The sequence below is a fragment of the Paenibacillus pinihumi DSM 23905 = JCM 16419 genome, from assembly GCF_000422505.1.
Lineage (GTDB): Bacteria > Bacillota > Bacilli > Paenibacillales > Paenibacillaceae > Paenibacillus_D > Paenibacillus_D pinihumi.
Window position 1 is genome coordinate 252,208 of record NZ_AULX01000006.1, and the last position, 16,700, is coordinate 268,907.

Consider the following 16,700-nt stretch of genomic DNA (forward strand, 5'->3'; position numbering starts at 1 on the left):
ATGGTTGCCGTACAAAGCATGAAGAAGATTGCCCAGTACCCGCTTACCTTCCGATTAATATTCAACCTATGCAACAACCAATGAGAAATCGCAAAATTTCCGAGTTTCTTGGCGTACACTCTCGCCACACCTTCTTCCCCGCCTTCACGTAAAAAAAGAGCATCCTCCCTGATCAGGAAGCTGCTCTCGTGTTTATCAAGCTTTATTTATTATAAATGCGATAGATCACCACTGCCGCTTCTGCTCTAGTGGTTATGCCGCGGGGATTGATCTGCTCCCCGGAACCTTCGACAATACCGCTCTTCACAAGCGTTGCCGCACTTTGCACGGCATAGGAAGCTACATTGGCCCGATCCTTGAAGCCAGCCAAATCGGCAGCCGATCCGCGATTCAAGCTATGTCCTGCGGCAGTCATAGCCCGACCAATCATCACCATCATATCTTGTCTCGTGACGGATTGCTCCGGATTGAATTGGCCGTTGCCAACACCCGTTACAATACCCAACTTCTTAGCGACAGCGACAGCATCAGCATAATAGGCATCGGAAGGAACGTCAGAGAAAGAAGCGCCGGATGCTGTATCGCCGCTTAAACCTAGTGCTCTCACGAGCAGCAAAATGAAATCCGCCCGTTTGACTGGCGCCGAAGGAACATAAGTATCCGCCGCCACCCCTTTAATGACCCCTTTGGACGCCATCACTTCAATGGCTTTCCGGGCCCAGCCATATCGGTTAAGGTCTTTAAAGCTTTTGTGAACATAACCCACTGCGAATGACCCCGGCACTGTCGTTTTGAACGTTACAGTACCCGTCGCCGGATCATACTTCCCTGTCGGGATGATATGCTGTTTGCCTGCTTCGTCTATTTGCCATACGAAGATATGCTCGGCGTCTGCCAGTTCCTCGGCAGCCGCCGGAACATATGGAATCGATATGGCAATCGGAGAAGCCGGGTTGCTCCAAGCTTGAACAGCCCCATCCACTTGGATGCTAATTTCTACTGCAGGCCTACTGCCGATATCTGCTTGTACTGAAGCATCCATGGCCGTTTTATCCGCATTTCTTATGATCAGCGTTACTTGCTGGCTGCCAGCCGGCACTTCTCCCTTAAGCATGTTGGAGGATACCCGGATGCTTCCCGCCTCCGTTGCCACTTCTATGCTTCTGACAGCTGCTCCAGCGACAAAAGCCTCCGCTGGCAAATTGACAGCGTAACCTTTAGCTCCGGATTTAGCCGGCACTTCAATACGAATCGAATTAGACGCAGACGCAGCTTTCTTGAACGCAGCCGCATCAATGCTTGTTGTTGCCAGCCCCGCCGCGTCAACGGTTGGCTCTGGCGCTTTCACAACACCATTGCCGCCCTCTGTTGCAGGACCTCCAGAATTGCTGCCATTGCCGTTATTCGTTCCCGGATATGAACCGTTTGAACCTCCCGAACCGCCTGATTCATTCTCCACAGCAACGATACGATACTTCATTCCTTTTGTCGTGTTGAAGGTATACGTCACTTCTTTGGCGTGGTTAGGCGCCGTGCCCGCTACCGCCGGAATGTTCCTGCCGTTCTCGTCTTTCACAACAATCCCGCTCATCCAAGGCGAAGCGATCGTAACCGGTTGACCGGCTTCACTCGTCAAATCGACATACCGAACAGACTGCGTATCGGCCCGATAGGCGGAGGATACGACAAAGGCTCCTTTGGCGCGAAGGTTTTTAAATTCCGCGTCCCGGTTTTTGAGCCAGTTCGGGAACACCTTCATAACGCCCAAATCGCTGAGAAGCATCATGCTGTTAATCGCTTCAGTAGCACCGCTTTTCTCGGCGCCGTGAAAATCAGAATCGTCTGTGATCGTCAAATTCTTTTCCATCTGCTCTTCAATCGTCAGTGCAAAATTGTCGACGATTTCCTGCGCCGGGTATCTTACTCTTACCGCATTGGCGAAAATTTTCGGAAAGTTGTTGTATTGGCTCCAAGCCCCGTTTTTCCCGCCGCCAATCGCTTCATCCACAAATACCGATATCGTATTGTGAGCGACCTGCAAATCGGTATCCGGCGAGTAGTAGCCGATTTGATCGCCCGGTATCACACTTTCCATCGGAAGAATATTGCCATCCCAAGGAATTGGTCTTGCAAGGTCTTCCCATTGGTTGTTGTTCCAATGCTTCTCTGCCAGCGAGAATATCGTCTTGCCTGCATAAGTGGCTGTTGGCTGCGGAGCAAGATTGTCGAGTATCGTTTGCCATTGCTCGCGTTTGTCCGCATCCATGTTCAATTTCGAGCTTGCCTTTATCGCGTGGGACAGTGTATTTTTGAGCACGGCCAGCTCTACCGCCGAGTTTTTGCCCCAAGTGCCTTCGTTATACGCGCTATAAAGTACATATTTGCCATTCTCTTTCTCCAGCCATGCTTCGTACAAAGCGAGACATTTCTTCAAATAATCGTACATGACGGGAAGGAAGCTCTCGTCCAGTGTATAGTCGTAATATTCAATCAACGTATAAGTGCTGAAAATCGCGTCGAGCAGCTGCCCATAATAGCTGTAATCCCTTTCGATCTTCATCCCCCATGGGCCCAGACTTACCGGATAAAGCAAGGCGTCAGGAATACCGTTAATTGGATCGATATCGCCTTTGGCGATCTTGGATTCCACGAACTGGCGGGCCTGTACACCGTGATCGCCATGGCCGATATTCAGCAAATGCTCCGTCGAAGCAGCGTTTTTCTCTCCTTCGCCGGCGTAATCCAGTATCGCGTCAATCGCAGGAAGTCCCATCCACGCCCGGTTGCTGGAGTTGACGCCATAAAACGTAGAAATAAAGTTGTAATTCATATGATAGTCCGAGCTCCACTGCGAGCTGTCCGTCGTATGCCAAAGGCTGTATAGGCCAGGAGCGACCTTATCCTCGCGAATGCTGCTGCCAAGTACATATTGGGCGGCATAATAGTATTTCATCAGCGTGTCCAGCTTCGGATCGCTAGTATCCATACTAATGTAAGAGGTTAGCCAAAAGTTTTTCCACCAATCCTGATGCTTGCCGTGCAGCGATTGAATATCGGCCAGACCGACAATATCGTGAAGCAGACTTGCGGCTTGAACCTCCGGCTCAGCAGCTTGCAGCAGCTTGCCTTTGCTATCGTAGGTGCGCCCTCCGCCCCCAATTGCCGTTACGAGATAGACGGTCTGACCGGGCCCAAGAGCAAACTCAAATGTGCCTGATGCCTTATTGGCATCCGAGTTAACGGCAACGCCGTTTGCGCCGATAACTTTCATCGTCATCGCCGCCTTGGAGGCGTGCGCTCTGACATCATTGACATCTCTGCTGTCAATTGTCGTCTGGCGGGTGACGGTAGCGCTGCTTCCATCGCTTGTTGCCGTAGCCGGAAGCTGGCCACCGGACTTCGCCCATAACTGAGCCTGCAAATCAACCGGCGATGCGCCTTTCGACGTCAATTCGGTAACAATGACGTTCTCCGTTGCCGACGTCCACGTCCTCATGGACAAAGGAGTCCCGCCGATCTCCATCTCTGTCTTTACTTCGGCATCCAGAATATTCTGAATCTCATGCAGCTTCCCTTCCGGCTTGAAACGATTCAATCCCGGTGTTTCAAATGCGGACAGCTGTAAAATCGTTGAAGCTGCATCCGCCGTTACCCGAATGTAACGCGCTGTGAATGAATCGGTCGTTACATCTACGAATTTGTCACGGCTGCTGATCTGCCCCCCGATCGTCTCCCAGCTTTGGCCGTCCTCGCTTGCTTCTACCTCAATAGACGAAGCATGTCCGAGACGGACGACATACCTGGCTAGATCGTAGCTGCCGCCAAGATCGTAAGTCTTGGATTTTCCCTCCGGTTGCTGCGGCAATCCGCCGCCTGCATCGGGTACCTCGTTGAATAGTTCGAATTGGCCAATTCGGGCTCTTGGATCAGACGTTCCTTGCGTTCCTTCTGTAACGTACAACCGGACATACCGTGCCGTGACCGGCTGATCCAGTCGGACATCCGTCGTGGCGCTTGTGTTGCCTTCCACTTTATAAGCGGTCTGCCAGTCTTCCTCCTCCGTGTTTCTCGTTTGCAGCTCGAAGGCCTTCGTATTGTTGGCGGATTGATCCGGCCGTGCCGCCCCGTCATGCTGAACGACTAAACGGTTAAAGGCTTTCTCCCCGCCCAAATCGACCTCCAGCCACCAAGGCCCCGGATGACCGTCTCCATGGTAACTGCTAGTCCAGCCTTCGTAGCCGGAATTAGGACTCCATGCTCCATTGACCGCCCGGTCAGGAATCAGATGGTAATGCGCGGAGCTTGCCGTAGCCTTTTTATTCAAAGTGAGAGATACCGGCTCTTCCGGCAGCTGTGGCGTATTCTCCTGATCAACCAAGTCCGGATTGTTGTACAATTCGAACTGACCGATCCGGGCCCTCGGGTATTGTATCGAATCCGGTGTCGTCTCCTGCGTTCCATTCATAATGAACAAACGCGCATACCTTGCCGTGACAGGAAAAGGAAGCATAATATCCGTAATTGCATCGTGATTTCCAGTCACTGTATACGTATCCGTCCATGTCGAACCGTTAGCGCTTGTCTGCAGTTTGAAGTTAAGCGTATTATTAGCCGTTTCATTAGGCCGTGCGGCTGCATCATGACGCACGACAAACCGATTGAAGGTTGTATCTGCACCCAAATCAACCATCAGCCACTGCGCATTGCCTACCGGCGAGACCCAGCCTTCGTAGCCGCTCCCCCACTGCCCGTTCACTGCACGATCTGCCGAAAATCCCGAATGATCAGCGCTTGAGGCAGCCTTCTTTTGATAAGCAAGCGATGTCGTCTGCGGATCGGGCGCTTGCGTGCCGTTAGGTTTTTTCTGAATCGTAACGCCTCCAATTGGCATCGGAGAACCTCTATACGCCCAGAAATCGCCCTTAGAAATATAAAAGGTTTTCGATTCGGCGTCTCCGCCGGAAGTTACGCCAACATCGCCATTCCCTAATAAAGCCGTCTTGGGCATCGTCGAGACGAATAACCCCTCATAGGAAGTATCCGTCCATTCGCCATAGTATTTGGATATCTTAGCTTGTAGCTTACTCCACTCTCCGTCTTGTTGAACAACAGTTTGCGGAACGGGGGCTGCCCCTGCGAGTCCCCCGCCTGCCAGACAAAGCGACAACGCTAACGACAGCGTCCGCTTCAATAATCTCTTTCGGTTCATTCTTGCTCATCCTCCCATTCAAGGCTTTTTTCTTGTTGTTTATTTGGAGGCTTTCCAACTGTCGATCTGTGACTGCATCTCGGAGATGATTTTATCCAGACCGGCTTTCTTCAGCTTGTCGTTCATCTTCGGCAGCGTCGTATCCGGATCGGAGATGCCCGTAATGAGACCGGCATAGAATTCGTCTACGACAGAAGCCGTTTGTGCGAGTTCGCTCTTCACATTGGTCGGGTCAAACGAGAAGCCGAGCAGCTTGGATGGAATCGCCGCAGCGTTCTTGTCCGGGCCCGCCGGATACCATTTCGGCTGCGTCTCACTCGTGCGGTAGGAGTTGAACATGTTGCCGTATTCCCAGCCGGAATCGACCCAATAACCCGCATTGTCGTTCTTCTTGATCAAGTCGTCGCTGACTTTCGTGTAATGCGTACCTTCGATCCCGTAACTCATCAGGTTAAATAGTTCAGGATCGGAATACATCAGGTTATAGAACATCATCGCTCTTTCCGGATCTTTAGACGTGCGCGAAATCGCCGTCATCGTCGCGATAATGGAGCCCGTGCTCATGTACGGCTTGGAAAATTCGACTGCAGCCACTTTCGACGCGTCGCCTCCGCCAAATTTGGGAGCCTGGCTGGCGGGCGAATCCGGATTAATAACCGTGAACGTGGAAGAGATGTATTTGCCCGCGAGTTCGTCGGAGCTCGTATCCTTCAGCGTTGCAGCGTCTTTACGAATAATCCCCTTTTTATACCACTCATGCATTTGCTTCAGAAGATCGGTGAATTCTTGCGTTTCATACAGATTGACGACTTGGCTCGCGTCGTCGTCGATCCGAACGACACCGGGATTTTTGGACGAGAAAGATTCGAGACCCATCGCAGACCCATAGTTATTCATAATGTCTACGTCGCCTTTTAAGCTGAACGGATATTTGTCCGGGTCGCCTGCTTTGACTTTTTCGAGGAACGGAGTCAGATCGGCCAGCGACTTGAATTGGTCCGCGGTGTACCCGTATTTATCCAAATAGTCCTTATTGATCAGAACGCCAGGCGTTCTGGCCAACACTTGCGTATTGATGATCGCGTAGAGCTTACCTTGAACTTTAGCTGCATCCCAAGCGGCTGGAGGCACTTGCTCCAGGATGTCCGGACCGTGCTGCTGAAGGAGGTCCGTAATGTCGAGGAACGCGCCTTTGTTCACGTTCGTCAAGTAATCGTTCGTCCAGTTGGATGTGAAGATCAGGTCGGCTTTTTCGCCGGAAGCGGCAATCGCTTGCATCCTCTGATCATAAGTTCCCCAGTCGACCAGCCTGATATCTAGCGTTGCATTGATTTTCTCTTTCGTAATTTTGCTCATCGCGTCCTGAACAAGCTTCGCGTCCGGGAATACGCTTTGCGGCAAATACCATGTAATTTCGTAAGGCTTCAGATCCGAAACAGCACTTGATTCACTTGATTCGGTGTCGTTGCTGCTGCAGGCGCTAAGCATCGAACTGACGAACAACATGAGAGCCAGCAATACTATGCCGAACTTTAACCCTTTTCTTTTCATAGAATAACCCTCCTATATCTAGTTATTATCATTCCAATATGGACTGATAAACGAGTGGAATTTTGCCCCCGTTAACCTTTGATAGACCCAACGGTCAACCCTTTGATCAAATATTTCTGGAAGAACGGGAAGGCGAACATCATCGGGCCCGCCGCCAGGATCGCGATCGCCATACGCGACGATTCGGCCGGTATTGCGCTCATATCAACGTTGATGCCTGCCTGCATGTTTTTGGTCAGAAACTCGATATTCGTCATGATTCGCTGCAGGTAGTACTGCAGAGGGACAAGGTTTTCGTTCTGGATGTACAACATAGCCAGCCACCAGTCGTTCCAATATGCGAGGGCATAGAACAGGCCGATGGTCGCCAGTGCCGGTTTGGTCAGCGGCAGGATAATGCGGGCAAATATCCCCCATTCCCCGGCTCCGTCTATTTTCGCGGATTCGATGATCTCGAACGGCAACCCGTCCATGAACCCTTTCATCAGCATCGTGAACCATGCGCTGACGCCGTACGGTAAAATAAGCGCCCAAAGCGTATCTTGAATATGCAGAACGTTCGTCGCAACGATATAAGAAGGAACGAGACCCGCATTGAACAATAAGGTAAAGAAGACAAAAAACGTCGTTAGCCGGCTGTACCGGTAATCCTTGCGGGTCATGACGTAAGCAATCGATGAGGTAAGCAATAAAGATAATGTCGTTCCCGCAGTCGTCACGATGATCGTAATCAAATAGGATTGCAGGAGTCCCTTCGGGGTCCGGAAAATATAGTCGTACGCCTGAAACGAAAAGTTCTGCGGAATCAGCTTATACCCGTACCGCGCGATGTCCGCATCGCTGGACACTGATACCGAGATCACGTACAGAAGCGGAAATATGATCAAGAGTGACAAGATGATGAAAACTACGATAATCCATGGCTGGTTTCCAGCTGTTTCTATGTTTGATTTGCGCATCTTCACTCGCCTCCGTTAGAACAGCGCGTTCTCTTTGTTGAATTTCCGAACGATCAGATTCGTCGAGAAGACGAGCACCAATCCGACGATCGCCTGGTACAGGCTGGCAGCGGAAGCCATGCCGATATCCCCTGTCACCCTAAGTGCGCGGAATACGTACGTATCCACGACGTCCGTTGTCGAATACAGCATCCCGGCATCCCGCGGAATGAAGTAGAATAACCCGAAATCCGAATAGAAAATCCGGCCTATATTTAACATGACAAGCAGCGTGATCAGCGGAGCGATAAGCGGAATCGAGATTTTGCGGATTTGCTGGAACCGGGTAGCTCCGTCGATCGAAGCCGCCTCGAAATACGTTGGATCGATCGCGATCAAACCGGTGAAGAAGATAATCGCGGTGTAGCCGACGTTTTTCCATAAGTACGTAAGTGTCAGAATAACCGGCCAGTAGTCGGGATTGCTGTACCAGTCCACCGGAATCAGATTCATCCACTCCAGTGCTTTGTTGATGACGCCGTAAGTCGGATTCAGTAAAATGTAAGTTATGAAACCGACAACGACCCAGGATAGAAAGTAAGGAAAAAACAGTACTGTCTGAAAAATTCTCACCCATCTTCTCCCCAGTTCCGCCATCAGCAAACCGATGATTACGGAGACGAACGTGCCTATGACGATGAACATTCCGTTTAGCAGAAGCGTGTTCCTCGTAATACGCATCGCATCCTGGGATTGAAAGAAAAACTTGAAGTTGTCCAGCCCGACCCAATCGCTTCCCCAAATTCCTTTGGCATAGTTAATGTCCTTGAAAGCGATTACGATTCCAAACATCGGCAAGTAGTAAAACACGAAGACGATGATCAAGGCGGGCAGGCTGAGGAAAAATAAACTTTTGCTTCTCCAGAATTGTCTGCCCTCGTTGCGCAACCCTGTCCAAATTCTCACCTTATGGCTTCCCCCTCTCGGCGATCCGTGACCGCCTCTTTGTTGTACCTCGAGCATACTGGAATCGTCCGTCGGCTGGATACTGCTCATTTTTTCGCGGCACCAAAAAAACACTGTACGAAACGCAAAAATGCGTAAAATCGACTGTACTTTTATCTAAAATAACCGGATTATTGCGAAAAACAGTGCCGGAAGCTGAGTAAAGCCAGAATATTAGAGGGTCCTTTCTGCGTCATACTTTTATACAGCAAAAAGGTACTGCACCCTCCGCAAAATTGGAGAAACAGTACCTTCTTGAGTTAACTGAACTACAATAGGAGCTTCGTATATAAATGTAGTTGTACTAATAAACAGAGCTTTGCTCTATTAAATGTCATTTATTTAGCCACCCTGTCTTCTCTCCTGCTCGCGATATATTCTCTTGGCGTCATTCCGTAATTCGCTTTGAACAGTTTATAAAAATAACTTTCGTTCTCTATGCCTACCCTGCGCATGATATCTTGAATGCTGAGCTTGGAGTTCTCCATCCACTCCACCGCCTTAGCCAAGCGGACCTGAGTGATATATTCCGGAATCGACATACCGAAATGCTCCTTGGCGATTTTGCTGAGCTTATACGAGGACAATCGCATCATGCTGGAGATCCCCGTCGCCGAAAGCCCCGAGTCGAAGTAGTTGTTGTCGATGATCTCCTTGATCGTGTCGGCTGCAACTCTATTGCCTTCGAGGACGTTGTCCTTCCTTTCGATCCCGATAGACCCGATCGACTCCAGCAATTGGCGCTCGAATCCGTCGATCGTCTCTTCCTCGAAAAGTTCGCGGTTGAGCAGCAGCTTCGGAATGCTAATCGGCTCTTTGCGCGAACGGTTCATCTCGTAGATCGCTTTCTTGAGATGATTCACGACCTGCATCCCGACGAGCATAGTATCGCTATACTCGAGCTTGCGGATATGGAGGAACAGCTCATGGAATTTCTCTTCCGTCTTCACGAGATCGCCTTTCCTGAACGTCTCGATAAAGCGGCTCTCCATCTCCAGCGTCTGTTCAAGATCGGCGCCGCTTGTCCGTTCGTCGATCGCGGACTGTGTGATAACGGACATAGGGCCGTACACGTAACGGTACGCGCTGTTCGCGAATGCCTGGCTATAGGCGGAGGCGATCGCTGTATAGTCGGAGGCGGGCTCGCTGATTGCTGCAGAGAAGGTCACGCCGTAGTGGCGCGAAATATAGCTTTGAGCCTCCTCCAGCAAGAATGCCGCCTGTTCCTCCATTTCTTCACTGTCCGCCGCGCCCAGCAAGATCGTGAACGAATCGTCCTTCATGTCGACGGTCAGTGCGACGAATGACTTGGCCAGCACCTCGGCGGTCACGTTCGCGATCGCGAACCGGAGCAATTCGCGTTCGGCCAAGCTTCGGCGCATGAACGGCTTATAGTTGTCGATCCGAAGCGCGCAGAGCAGGAACGGTTTCTCCCTGGAGAACGAAGCGCCGAGCTGCTTAAACGTATCGTCGGCATCGGATGCGCTCATGCCAAGGCTGTCTACGAGCATTTTTTTCAGGAAGTACAGCTTCATGATGTTCGTATTGTTGTTTTTCTCCAGTTGGTATTCGTACAACTGCTCTTTAGACTGGCGATAGACTTCCGTCAAATAAGCAAATTCGTCCCGGGCGCCGGAGCGAAGAATCGGATCTTGAGCAGATCCGGGGCCAGCCATCGACGTCTGCTCCATTAATCTCCGAACCGGAGAATAAATCCCCCGCGTGACGGACAACGTTAACAGCAGCGCCCCGATGAACACAACGGCCGTAATGAGCAGAATCGTGTCCAACAGTTGCTTCAGGTTAGCGTAAACTTCCTTGTAGGGTCTTGCTTCGAGAAGCGTCAATCCAGTGTTCTCCAGGTGAATGTATGAGATCAGGTATTTCTCGCCTTGCAAGCTTTTCGACAGGAAGCCGGAAGAGGCGTCCCCTTGCGCGGGTTGATCAGCGGATTGCGCATATGCCTCGCGGATTTTAACGGCGAACGGATTCGAAGCGACCGGATCGCTCAAATCGGTCTCGATAAATTGATTGGCGCTATCAAGGATATACAGGAAGCTGCTTGTCCCGGTGTCATTCCTGCTTAACGCCCGGATATTGTCGATGACCCAGTCCAGCTTGATGTTCAAAATGACGGCGCCGTCCATCCGATTCTGCTCGTCCACATTCTCGTACATGATGTAGCTCATGGCGGTAATGGATTTCGGATCGGGTGCGGCGGATACTTGCAGCTTGCGCACAACCGCTTTTAACAAAGGAATTCGATCATACGACTTCAATGCCTGATCCAGCTCGGCATCAACATGGAACAAATCCCCGAACGTGGAGTAATAGACGTTCTTGTGTTTGTTATAAACATAGATGGAGTGCAAGAACGGATTGTTGGCAATGATCGTGGCATTTAGCTTGTTGATCGTGCTTAAATGATCGTAAGTTTCATCTCCCGTCAAATACATTAGCGCCTTGATATCGTTGTTGCCGTATGTGGACAGCGTCAAATTCCGAATTGTCGAGTCCAAGTAATCGATATTGTATTTCACCTGCGACAAAATCTTCTGGCTGTTCTCGTATTCACTTTGAAGCACCTTGCGTTCGACGCTATAGTAAGTCAGCGCGGAGAAAGAAAATACGATGAGCAAAATGACGCAAGCGATCCACAGGAATATTCTTAACCAATATTTCTTTTCTTGGTATACTCGTAAGAAGCGCATTCTCAGTCCCACCCTATATCAGCTTCGTTTATCGGCCCGTCGGAGTTTCCGTAATGAATCTCGGCTTTGCATATATGGCCGGCGCGGACAGCTGCTCTATGCCATGCAGCAAGTTCATGAGCAAGCTGGCCGCCGTCTATCCCAATCGCAGAATGGGATGATTCATACTTTTCGGAACCGTGTCCATCTGTGACAGCCATAATGGTTACCGACTGTCCATTCACCACGCTATGTGACACTGCAAGCGCATCCATCTATCGTCATGTTCACGTTCGTTACCAATTATGGTGACTAGTCGAACGGCTTTTTTCCCCATGGAAGGGCGTCGATATTTTGAATTGTCTTTTCGCACTCTTCTTCAGCATCGGTGTAAAAACCGTCTGACAGAAGGATACATACCGGAGGAGAAACCGTCGGTTCATTCTTTCAATATCCAGTTTAATAGTAAGCATATTAAGGGCTTGGGCGGTTGCCGTCACTCCCTCATTTCAGATCGATCCTGAGCCATCAAAAAGAAAATTAAAGCGTTTTCATTACTATATTGCCTTGCCCTCCAATACCTGTGGTTGACTCACTTGATTCATCTCATGAAATTTTATAGATTTCAAATAAATATAATTATACTCCTACGATTTCTCCATCCAGGTTGACTGGGAAATTTAAGGTGATTAGATATCTACTAATATAACACGGTTTGTGGTCAGGTTCTTCTAAAAAAATGCTTTATTATTATTTTAAAGCTTTGTTATCCTACCACAATCTCGGTTTGCGGTTGAACAAAATCCATACATAACCATAATTCAGTTAACAAAATATAGCTCCATTTGCTTTTTAGGATGAGCTTGATCCCTTACATCGGTATACACCATTTAAAACGATCAAACGTGTTGTAATGATACAAAAGACGCATGTTTCCCACAAACGATATGTAAATTTCCCGCTTCTCTAATAGCACAAAAAATAATGCTTCATTTTACGAACTCTTACTACTTACTATCCAACGTTCGACTTTCAAACGAGTTCCTCACAGCTAAATCCTTCTGTAAAGAGATCCGTCCTTCTAAAAATCCAAATATTCCAGCAAAATAAACGGGGCCGAATCGATACAGCAAACATTGTAAAATATTTAAAAAGGTAAATTAAGGAACTCCTTTTCCCCCTTGTACCGCAATTTTCGATCATAAAACCCACCATATTACCAACATCTAGGGTACTGAAATACTACAGCTAGCTTAATAAAACTATACAAATGATAAAATCTTTCATTCCGCGCCGCCGCTACTGTTATTCGCAGTAAGGCTCGATAGCTTGGATTGTAGGCTTGCGATTTCCTCATTGTTACTCTGAGTAACCTCTTTATACTCCGCTTCCGTTATCGTCTTACTGGCAAGAAGCTTAATAAAACATTTCTTTTCTTCTTTCAGCTTCTCAATTTGCCTTGATAATGACTGAACCTGTCTTTCCGCTTGTTTAGCCGCCTGTTTTACTTTGAACTCTAGTTGTTCCATAACATCCTTCTCATTGAGCGTGTTCATCAAGCGGCGCAGGTCATCAAGGATAACCCCAGTAAGTTCATTCTCCTTTATGCTATGTTGGCTACAAACATGCTTCCCATGCTTGTAGTAATTGCCGCAAACATAGCCTTTACGATGTTGGACGTACCACAAGCTTTTCCCACAATCAGCGCAGTACAGGTGATTCGTATATAAGTGCTTTTTAGCCTTCGGCTTCGCTTGTTGTTTCTTCCGCCCTTCCATGTACTTTGAACGGCTTCAAAGTCTTCCCTTGATATTATGGCAGGGTGGGTATCCTTGACGATAATTTGCTTCTCTTTCGGCAATTCCTCTCGTCCCTTAACTGTAACGCTTTTTGTCGTCTGTCTGAATTGAACTAAGTCTCCGACATAATGCGGATTACTCAAGATTAGTTTAATGGACGAACCCTGCCAATATTGTCCTGCATTTTTCTTGCCGATAACCTGAGCAGGTGTAGGAACTCCCTCGCGTGTCAATGTTCGTGCGATTGCATCGAATCCCTTGCCCTCACGGTACATCCGATAGATGCATAAAGCCATCTATATCCCCCTCGATATACTCTAGGAACAAGTCTAGCATGTCAACCGTTCTTTCCTTGACCGCCGCTGTAATTGCCTGTTTATCTCTCCGCTTTAGGCTTTTCCAATCACGTTTACCGTTGGTAACGCTCTTGAGTAAGCATCGAAGACCAGTAAACTCGTTTGTATTGGAGACGAACCGGAAGCCTTTCATTTTTATAAAGTCTTCCTTATCGTACCTTGTAAGCGGTTTTTGTTTTGGTTTCAATCGGAACTCGATTCTCGTCATTGGTACTGAATCAATACCCTTTACTTCCTTTAGTTGTTTCTGCTTATCGTACTGACAGACCGAACAGGCTGATTTTGCCGCCCCATAATATATGGTTGTCTCGTGCCTGTTGATTTTGAGGTTAGTCGGCGGCGGTAATAAGAAACAATCTTCATAAGGCGTAGGGAAATCAAACGCAACGTCTAGCCTACTAACCTTCCAACGCTCAGGCTCAATCATATTAAATATCTCCAACACTTCGAGCGGTGGGTTAGCAGGATTGAAGGATAGCATAGCATTGAAGTAACGGTAAACAAACGGTTTCTTAGGGAGTAGCCACACCGAAACAAGTTATCAAAGTGCAGGATGAGGTCGGGGCGGCATATTATTCCGCCCTCAGACGCTCACAATTCGTTTATAAGCAATGTAACTCTAACCCCCACCCACTAGCTAGCCTTCGACGAAACAAAGGCAAATCATAGTTTACGGCTGTATGACGCGCCTGAAATTTTTTCAAATACTACTTTGCTGTAAATATCCGCCGAGTATGGGTTCAAGATATCAAGAAAAATTGAATGAAATCATACTTTACACAAAAAAATCCGAACTTTATATTAAGATTTACTAAGGAATTGTGCGAGGAGGGGAAATTTTATGGAACGAACGGAAGTCTCCTTTGATATTCAGACCATACCGCTAACCATTAGGCAGTATATAAAAGGGGCAACAATTTATGATAGTAGTTGTTCCGAAAATGCAAAGACACTTTTTGTTTCGGGTGAAGAACGTGCTTTTCTAAAGATAAGCAAAAGAGGTTCGCTTGAACGTGAATACAAAATGACAAAATTTTTACATAAACATAACTTCGCACCGAATGCCATAGCCTATGAATCAGAATTAGATTGTGACTATTTATTTACAGAAGCAGTAAGTGGTGAAGATGGTACGGCAGTGCCATACATTGAGAATCCTAGTAAATTAGCATGTGTGTTTGGTGAATATCTAAAAATGTTGCACTCACTACCTACCGAGGGCTGTCCATATGGCAATAGAACTAATGAATTGTTGAATGAAGCACATATTAAGGGGATAGACCTTAGTATTATGAATGAGTACAACTATTCAGCTATCGACAATGTGATAATACATGGTGATTACTGCTTACCTAATATCATAATGGATAACTTTTCTTTCAAAGGTTTTATTGATTTAGGATATGGTGGAGTAGGTGACAGACATTACGATATCTATTGGGGAATATGGACACTAAATTATAACTTGAAGACTGATAATTACAGGGATATATTTTTAGATGCTTATGGAAGAAATGATATTAACGATGACGGACTGAATTATTTTACAAAACTGATTAAGTTGACGGATTAAAATCATTCATTCAACAAAAAAGAGGGGTTCGCCGCCCCTCTTTGCTATTTCCGCCAATACATCTCCGGTTTAATTGTCCTTCCGCACTAACAGTGAACAGCACTCCACATGTGTTGTATGCGGAAACATATCCACCGGCTGTACTTCAACCGTCTTATACCCGCCGTCTTCCAGCACTCTCAAATCCCTTGCTAATGTCGATGGGTTACAGCTCACATAAACAACCCGTTCCGGCTTCATCTTCAGGATCGTGTCCAGCAGTGCAGGGTCACAGCCCTTGCGCGGCGGGTCGACGACGATGACGTCGGCAACGATGCCTTCCTCGCGCCAGCGCGGAATGACTACCTCAGCCGGACCTGCCTCGAACTCCGCATTCGTAATGCCGTTCAACGCCGCATTGCGCCCGGCATCCTCAATCGCCTCCGGCACAATCTCAACACCGTACACCCGTCCCGCCTGCCTTGCCAGGAATAGCGATATTGTCCCGATCCCGCAGTAAGCGTCAATGACCGTCTCTGTGCCGTTCAATCCCGCATATTCCACCGCCTTGCGGTACAAAGCAACCGTCTGCAACGGATTCACCTGATAAAACGATCTGGCAGATATCGCAAAACGAATGCCGTCCAGCTCGTCATAGATGACCTCACTGCCCCACAGCACCTTCGTCTCATCACCGAAGATGACATTTGTCTTCTTCTTATTCACATTTTGCACAATGCTCGTCACTTCAGGCATCGCTTCGCGGATGCCTTCAATCCACTTCTCTACCTGCGGAATACGCGCTCCGTTGGTGATCAGCACGATCATGACCTCGCCGCTTACAAAACCGCTCCGCACCATCACATGGCGCAGCAAGCCGCGGCCGCTCTCTTCATCATAGGCGGTCACGCCAAGCTTCCTGCCGAGCTCCTTCACCTTGCGCACCGCATCATCATTGCGCTCATGCTGAATCAGACACTCATCCATATCAATAATGCGATGGCTGCCGCGCGCATAGAATCCGCCGACGAGCGATCCCGCTGTCGTCCCTTGACCAGCTTCTGCCATTCCAAATGGCACTTGCGCCTTATTGCGGTAGCGCCATGACTCGTCCATCCCAATCGTGTCATGCACGATGATGCCCGTTCCATCCGCAACTTGCAATTTCCCGATCCGCTGCAAATTGTCCACGACATGCTGCCGCTTCCAGCGAAGTTGTGCCTCATAGCTCATGTGCTGCAACTGGCAGCCACCGCATTGCTTATAGATCTCGCAAGGCGCGTCCACACGGTCTGGACTTTCCTGGAGCATGTCCATCAGCTTGGCATAGCCGTACTGCTTCTTCACCTTCAATACCTTGGCACGCACCTGCTCGCCAGGCAGCGCCCCCTGTATAAAAAGGGTAAAGCCGTCCACGCGGCCTACCCCTTCGCCATCATGCGTCAAGCCGATTATATCGGTTACCACAACATCATTCTTTTGTACGGGTATACTCATCTTTTAACTGCGCTCCGTTTCATTGCCTGCTTCATTTCTTCCAACTCTATAACGGTATGCCCGCCATGTCAATCCGGTAAATTGCTCCTCCGGCGCATTGCCT

Annotated in this window: 11 protein-coding genes; 1 reads left to right on the top strand and 10 read right to left on the bottom strand. The window is 48.6% G+C overall.

Annotation, left to right across the window (positions count from 1 at the left end; genetic code table 11):
• Positions 1-202 precede the first annotated feature (202 nt).
• The 9 genes from H583_RS35040 to H583_RS0101020 all read right to left on the bottom strand — a co-directional run bounded on the left by H583_RS35040 (position 203) and on the right by H583_RS0101020 (position 13,975).
• On the bottom strand, positions 203-5,209 hold the full coding sequence (locus H583_RS35040; protein WP_051235814.1) for a discoidin domain-containing protein: 5,007 nt from the start codon (positions 5,207-5,209) through the stop codon (positions 203-205).
• Positions 5,210-5,248: 39 nt separating this feature from the next.
• On the bottom strand, positions 5,249-6,760 hold the full coding sequence (locus tag H583_RS0100985; protein ID WP_051235817.1) for a DUF3502 domain-containing protein: 1,512 nt from the start codon (positions 6,758-6,760) through the stop codon (positions 5,249-5,251).
• A 71-nt stretch (positions 6,761-6,831) separates the two neighbouring features.
• On the bottom strand, positions 6,832-7,719 hold the full coding sequence (locus H583_RS0100990) for a carbohydrate ABC transporter permease (protein WP_028558838.1): 888 nt from the start codon (positions 7,717-7,719) through the stop codon (positions 6,832-6,834).
• Positions 7,720-7,734: 15 nt separating this feature from the next.
• Entirely contained in the window at positions 7,735-8,664 is a 930-nt protein-coding gene (locus H583_RS0100995; RefSeq protein WP_245585813.1) for an ABC transporter permease, read from the bottom strand.
• Positions 8,665-9,041: 377 nt separating this feature from the next.
• Positions 9,042-11,414, bottom strand: coding sequence for an AraC family transcriptional regulator (locus tag H583_RS0101000; RefSeq protein ID WP_028558840.1), 2,373 nt, complete (start codon positions 11,412-11,414; stop codon positions 9,042-9,044).
• A gap of 2 nt (positions 11,415-11,416) precedes the next feature.
• Positions 11,417-11,653 (bottom strand): hypothetical protein, encoded by a 237-nt coding sequence (locus H583_RS0101005; protein ID WP_154665767.1) that lies wholly within the window; start codon positions 11,651-11,653, stop codon positions 11,417-11,419.
• A gap of 1,023 nt (positions 11,654-12,676) precedes the next feature.
• On the bottom strand, positions 12,677-13,081 hold the full coding sequence (locus tag H583_RS38030; RefSeq protein ID WP_425414491.1) for a recombinase zinc ribbon domain-containing protein: 405 nt from the start codon (positions 13,079-13,081) through the stop codon (positions 12,677-12,679).
• A complete protein-coding gene (locus H583_RS35050; RefSeq protein WP_081666922.1) occupies positions 12,997-13,488 on the bottom strand; it encodes a recombinase family protein in 492 nt (163 codons plus the stop codon). The genes H583_RS38030 and H583_RS35050 overlap by 85 nt, the downstream gene beginning before the upstream one ends.
• Entirely contained in the window at positions 13,457-13,975 is a 519-nt protein-coding gene (locus tag H583_RS0101020; RefSeq protein WP_028558844.1) for a hypothetical protein, read from the bottom strand. The genes H583_RS35050 and H583_RS0101020 overlap by 32 nt, the downstream gene beginning before the upstream one ends.
• 414 nt (positions 13,976-14,389) lie before the next feature.
• On the opposite strand from H583_RS0101020, the gene H583_RS0101025 reads away from it, so the two are divergent.
• Entirely contained in the window at positions 14,390-15,121 is a 732-nt protein-coding gene (locus H583_RS0101025; RefSeq protein WP_028558845.1) for an aminoglycoside 3'-phosphotransferase, read from the top strand.
• Between the two features lie 69 nt (positions 15,122-15,190).
• Here H583_RS0101025 and rlmD read toward each other — a convergent pair whose 3' ends face one another.
• A complete protein-coding gene (gene rlmD / locus H583_RS0101030; protein ID WP_028558846.1) occupies positions 15,191-16,597 on the bottom strand; it encodes a 23S rRNA (uracil(1939)-C(5))-methyltransferase RlmD in 1,407 nt (468 codons plus the stop codon).
• Positions 16,598-16,700 lie beyond the last annotated feature (103 nt).

Bases quoted from the DNA above. Each gene is read 5' to 3' on its own strand.
- H583_RS35040 (WP_051235814.1), bottom strand. From the start codon at position 5,209: ATGAACCGAAAGAGATTATTGAAGCGGACGCTGTCGTTAGCGTTGTCG.
- H583_RS0100985 (WP_051235817.1), bottom strand. From the start codon at position 6,760: ATGAAAAGAAAAGGGTTAAAGTTCGGCATAGTATTGCTGGCTCTCATG.
- H583_RS0100990 (WP_028558838.1), bottom strand. From the start codon at position 7,719: ATGCGCAAATCAAACATAGAAACAGCTGGAAACCAGCCATGGATTATC.
- H583_RS0101000 (WP_028558840.1), bottom strand. From the start codon at position 11,414: ATGCGCTTCTTACGAGTATACCAAGAAAAGAAATATTGGTTAAGAATA.
- H583_RS35050 (WP_081666922.1), bottom strand. From the start codon at position 13,488: ATGGCTTTATGCATCTATCGGATGTACCGTGAGGGCAAGGGATTCGAT.
- H583_RS0101020 (WP_028558844.1), bottom strand. From the start codon at position 13,975: ATGATTGAGCCTGAGCGTTGGAAGGTTAGTAGGCTAGACGTTGCGTTT.
- H583_RS0101025 (WP_028558845.1), top strand. From the start codon at position 14,390: ATGGAACGAACGGAAGTCTCCTTTGATATTCAGACCATACCGCTAACC.
- rlmD (WP_028558846.1), bottom strand. From the start codon at position 16,597: ATGAGTATACCCGTACAAAAGAATGATGTTGTGGTAACCGATATAATC.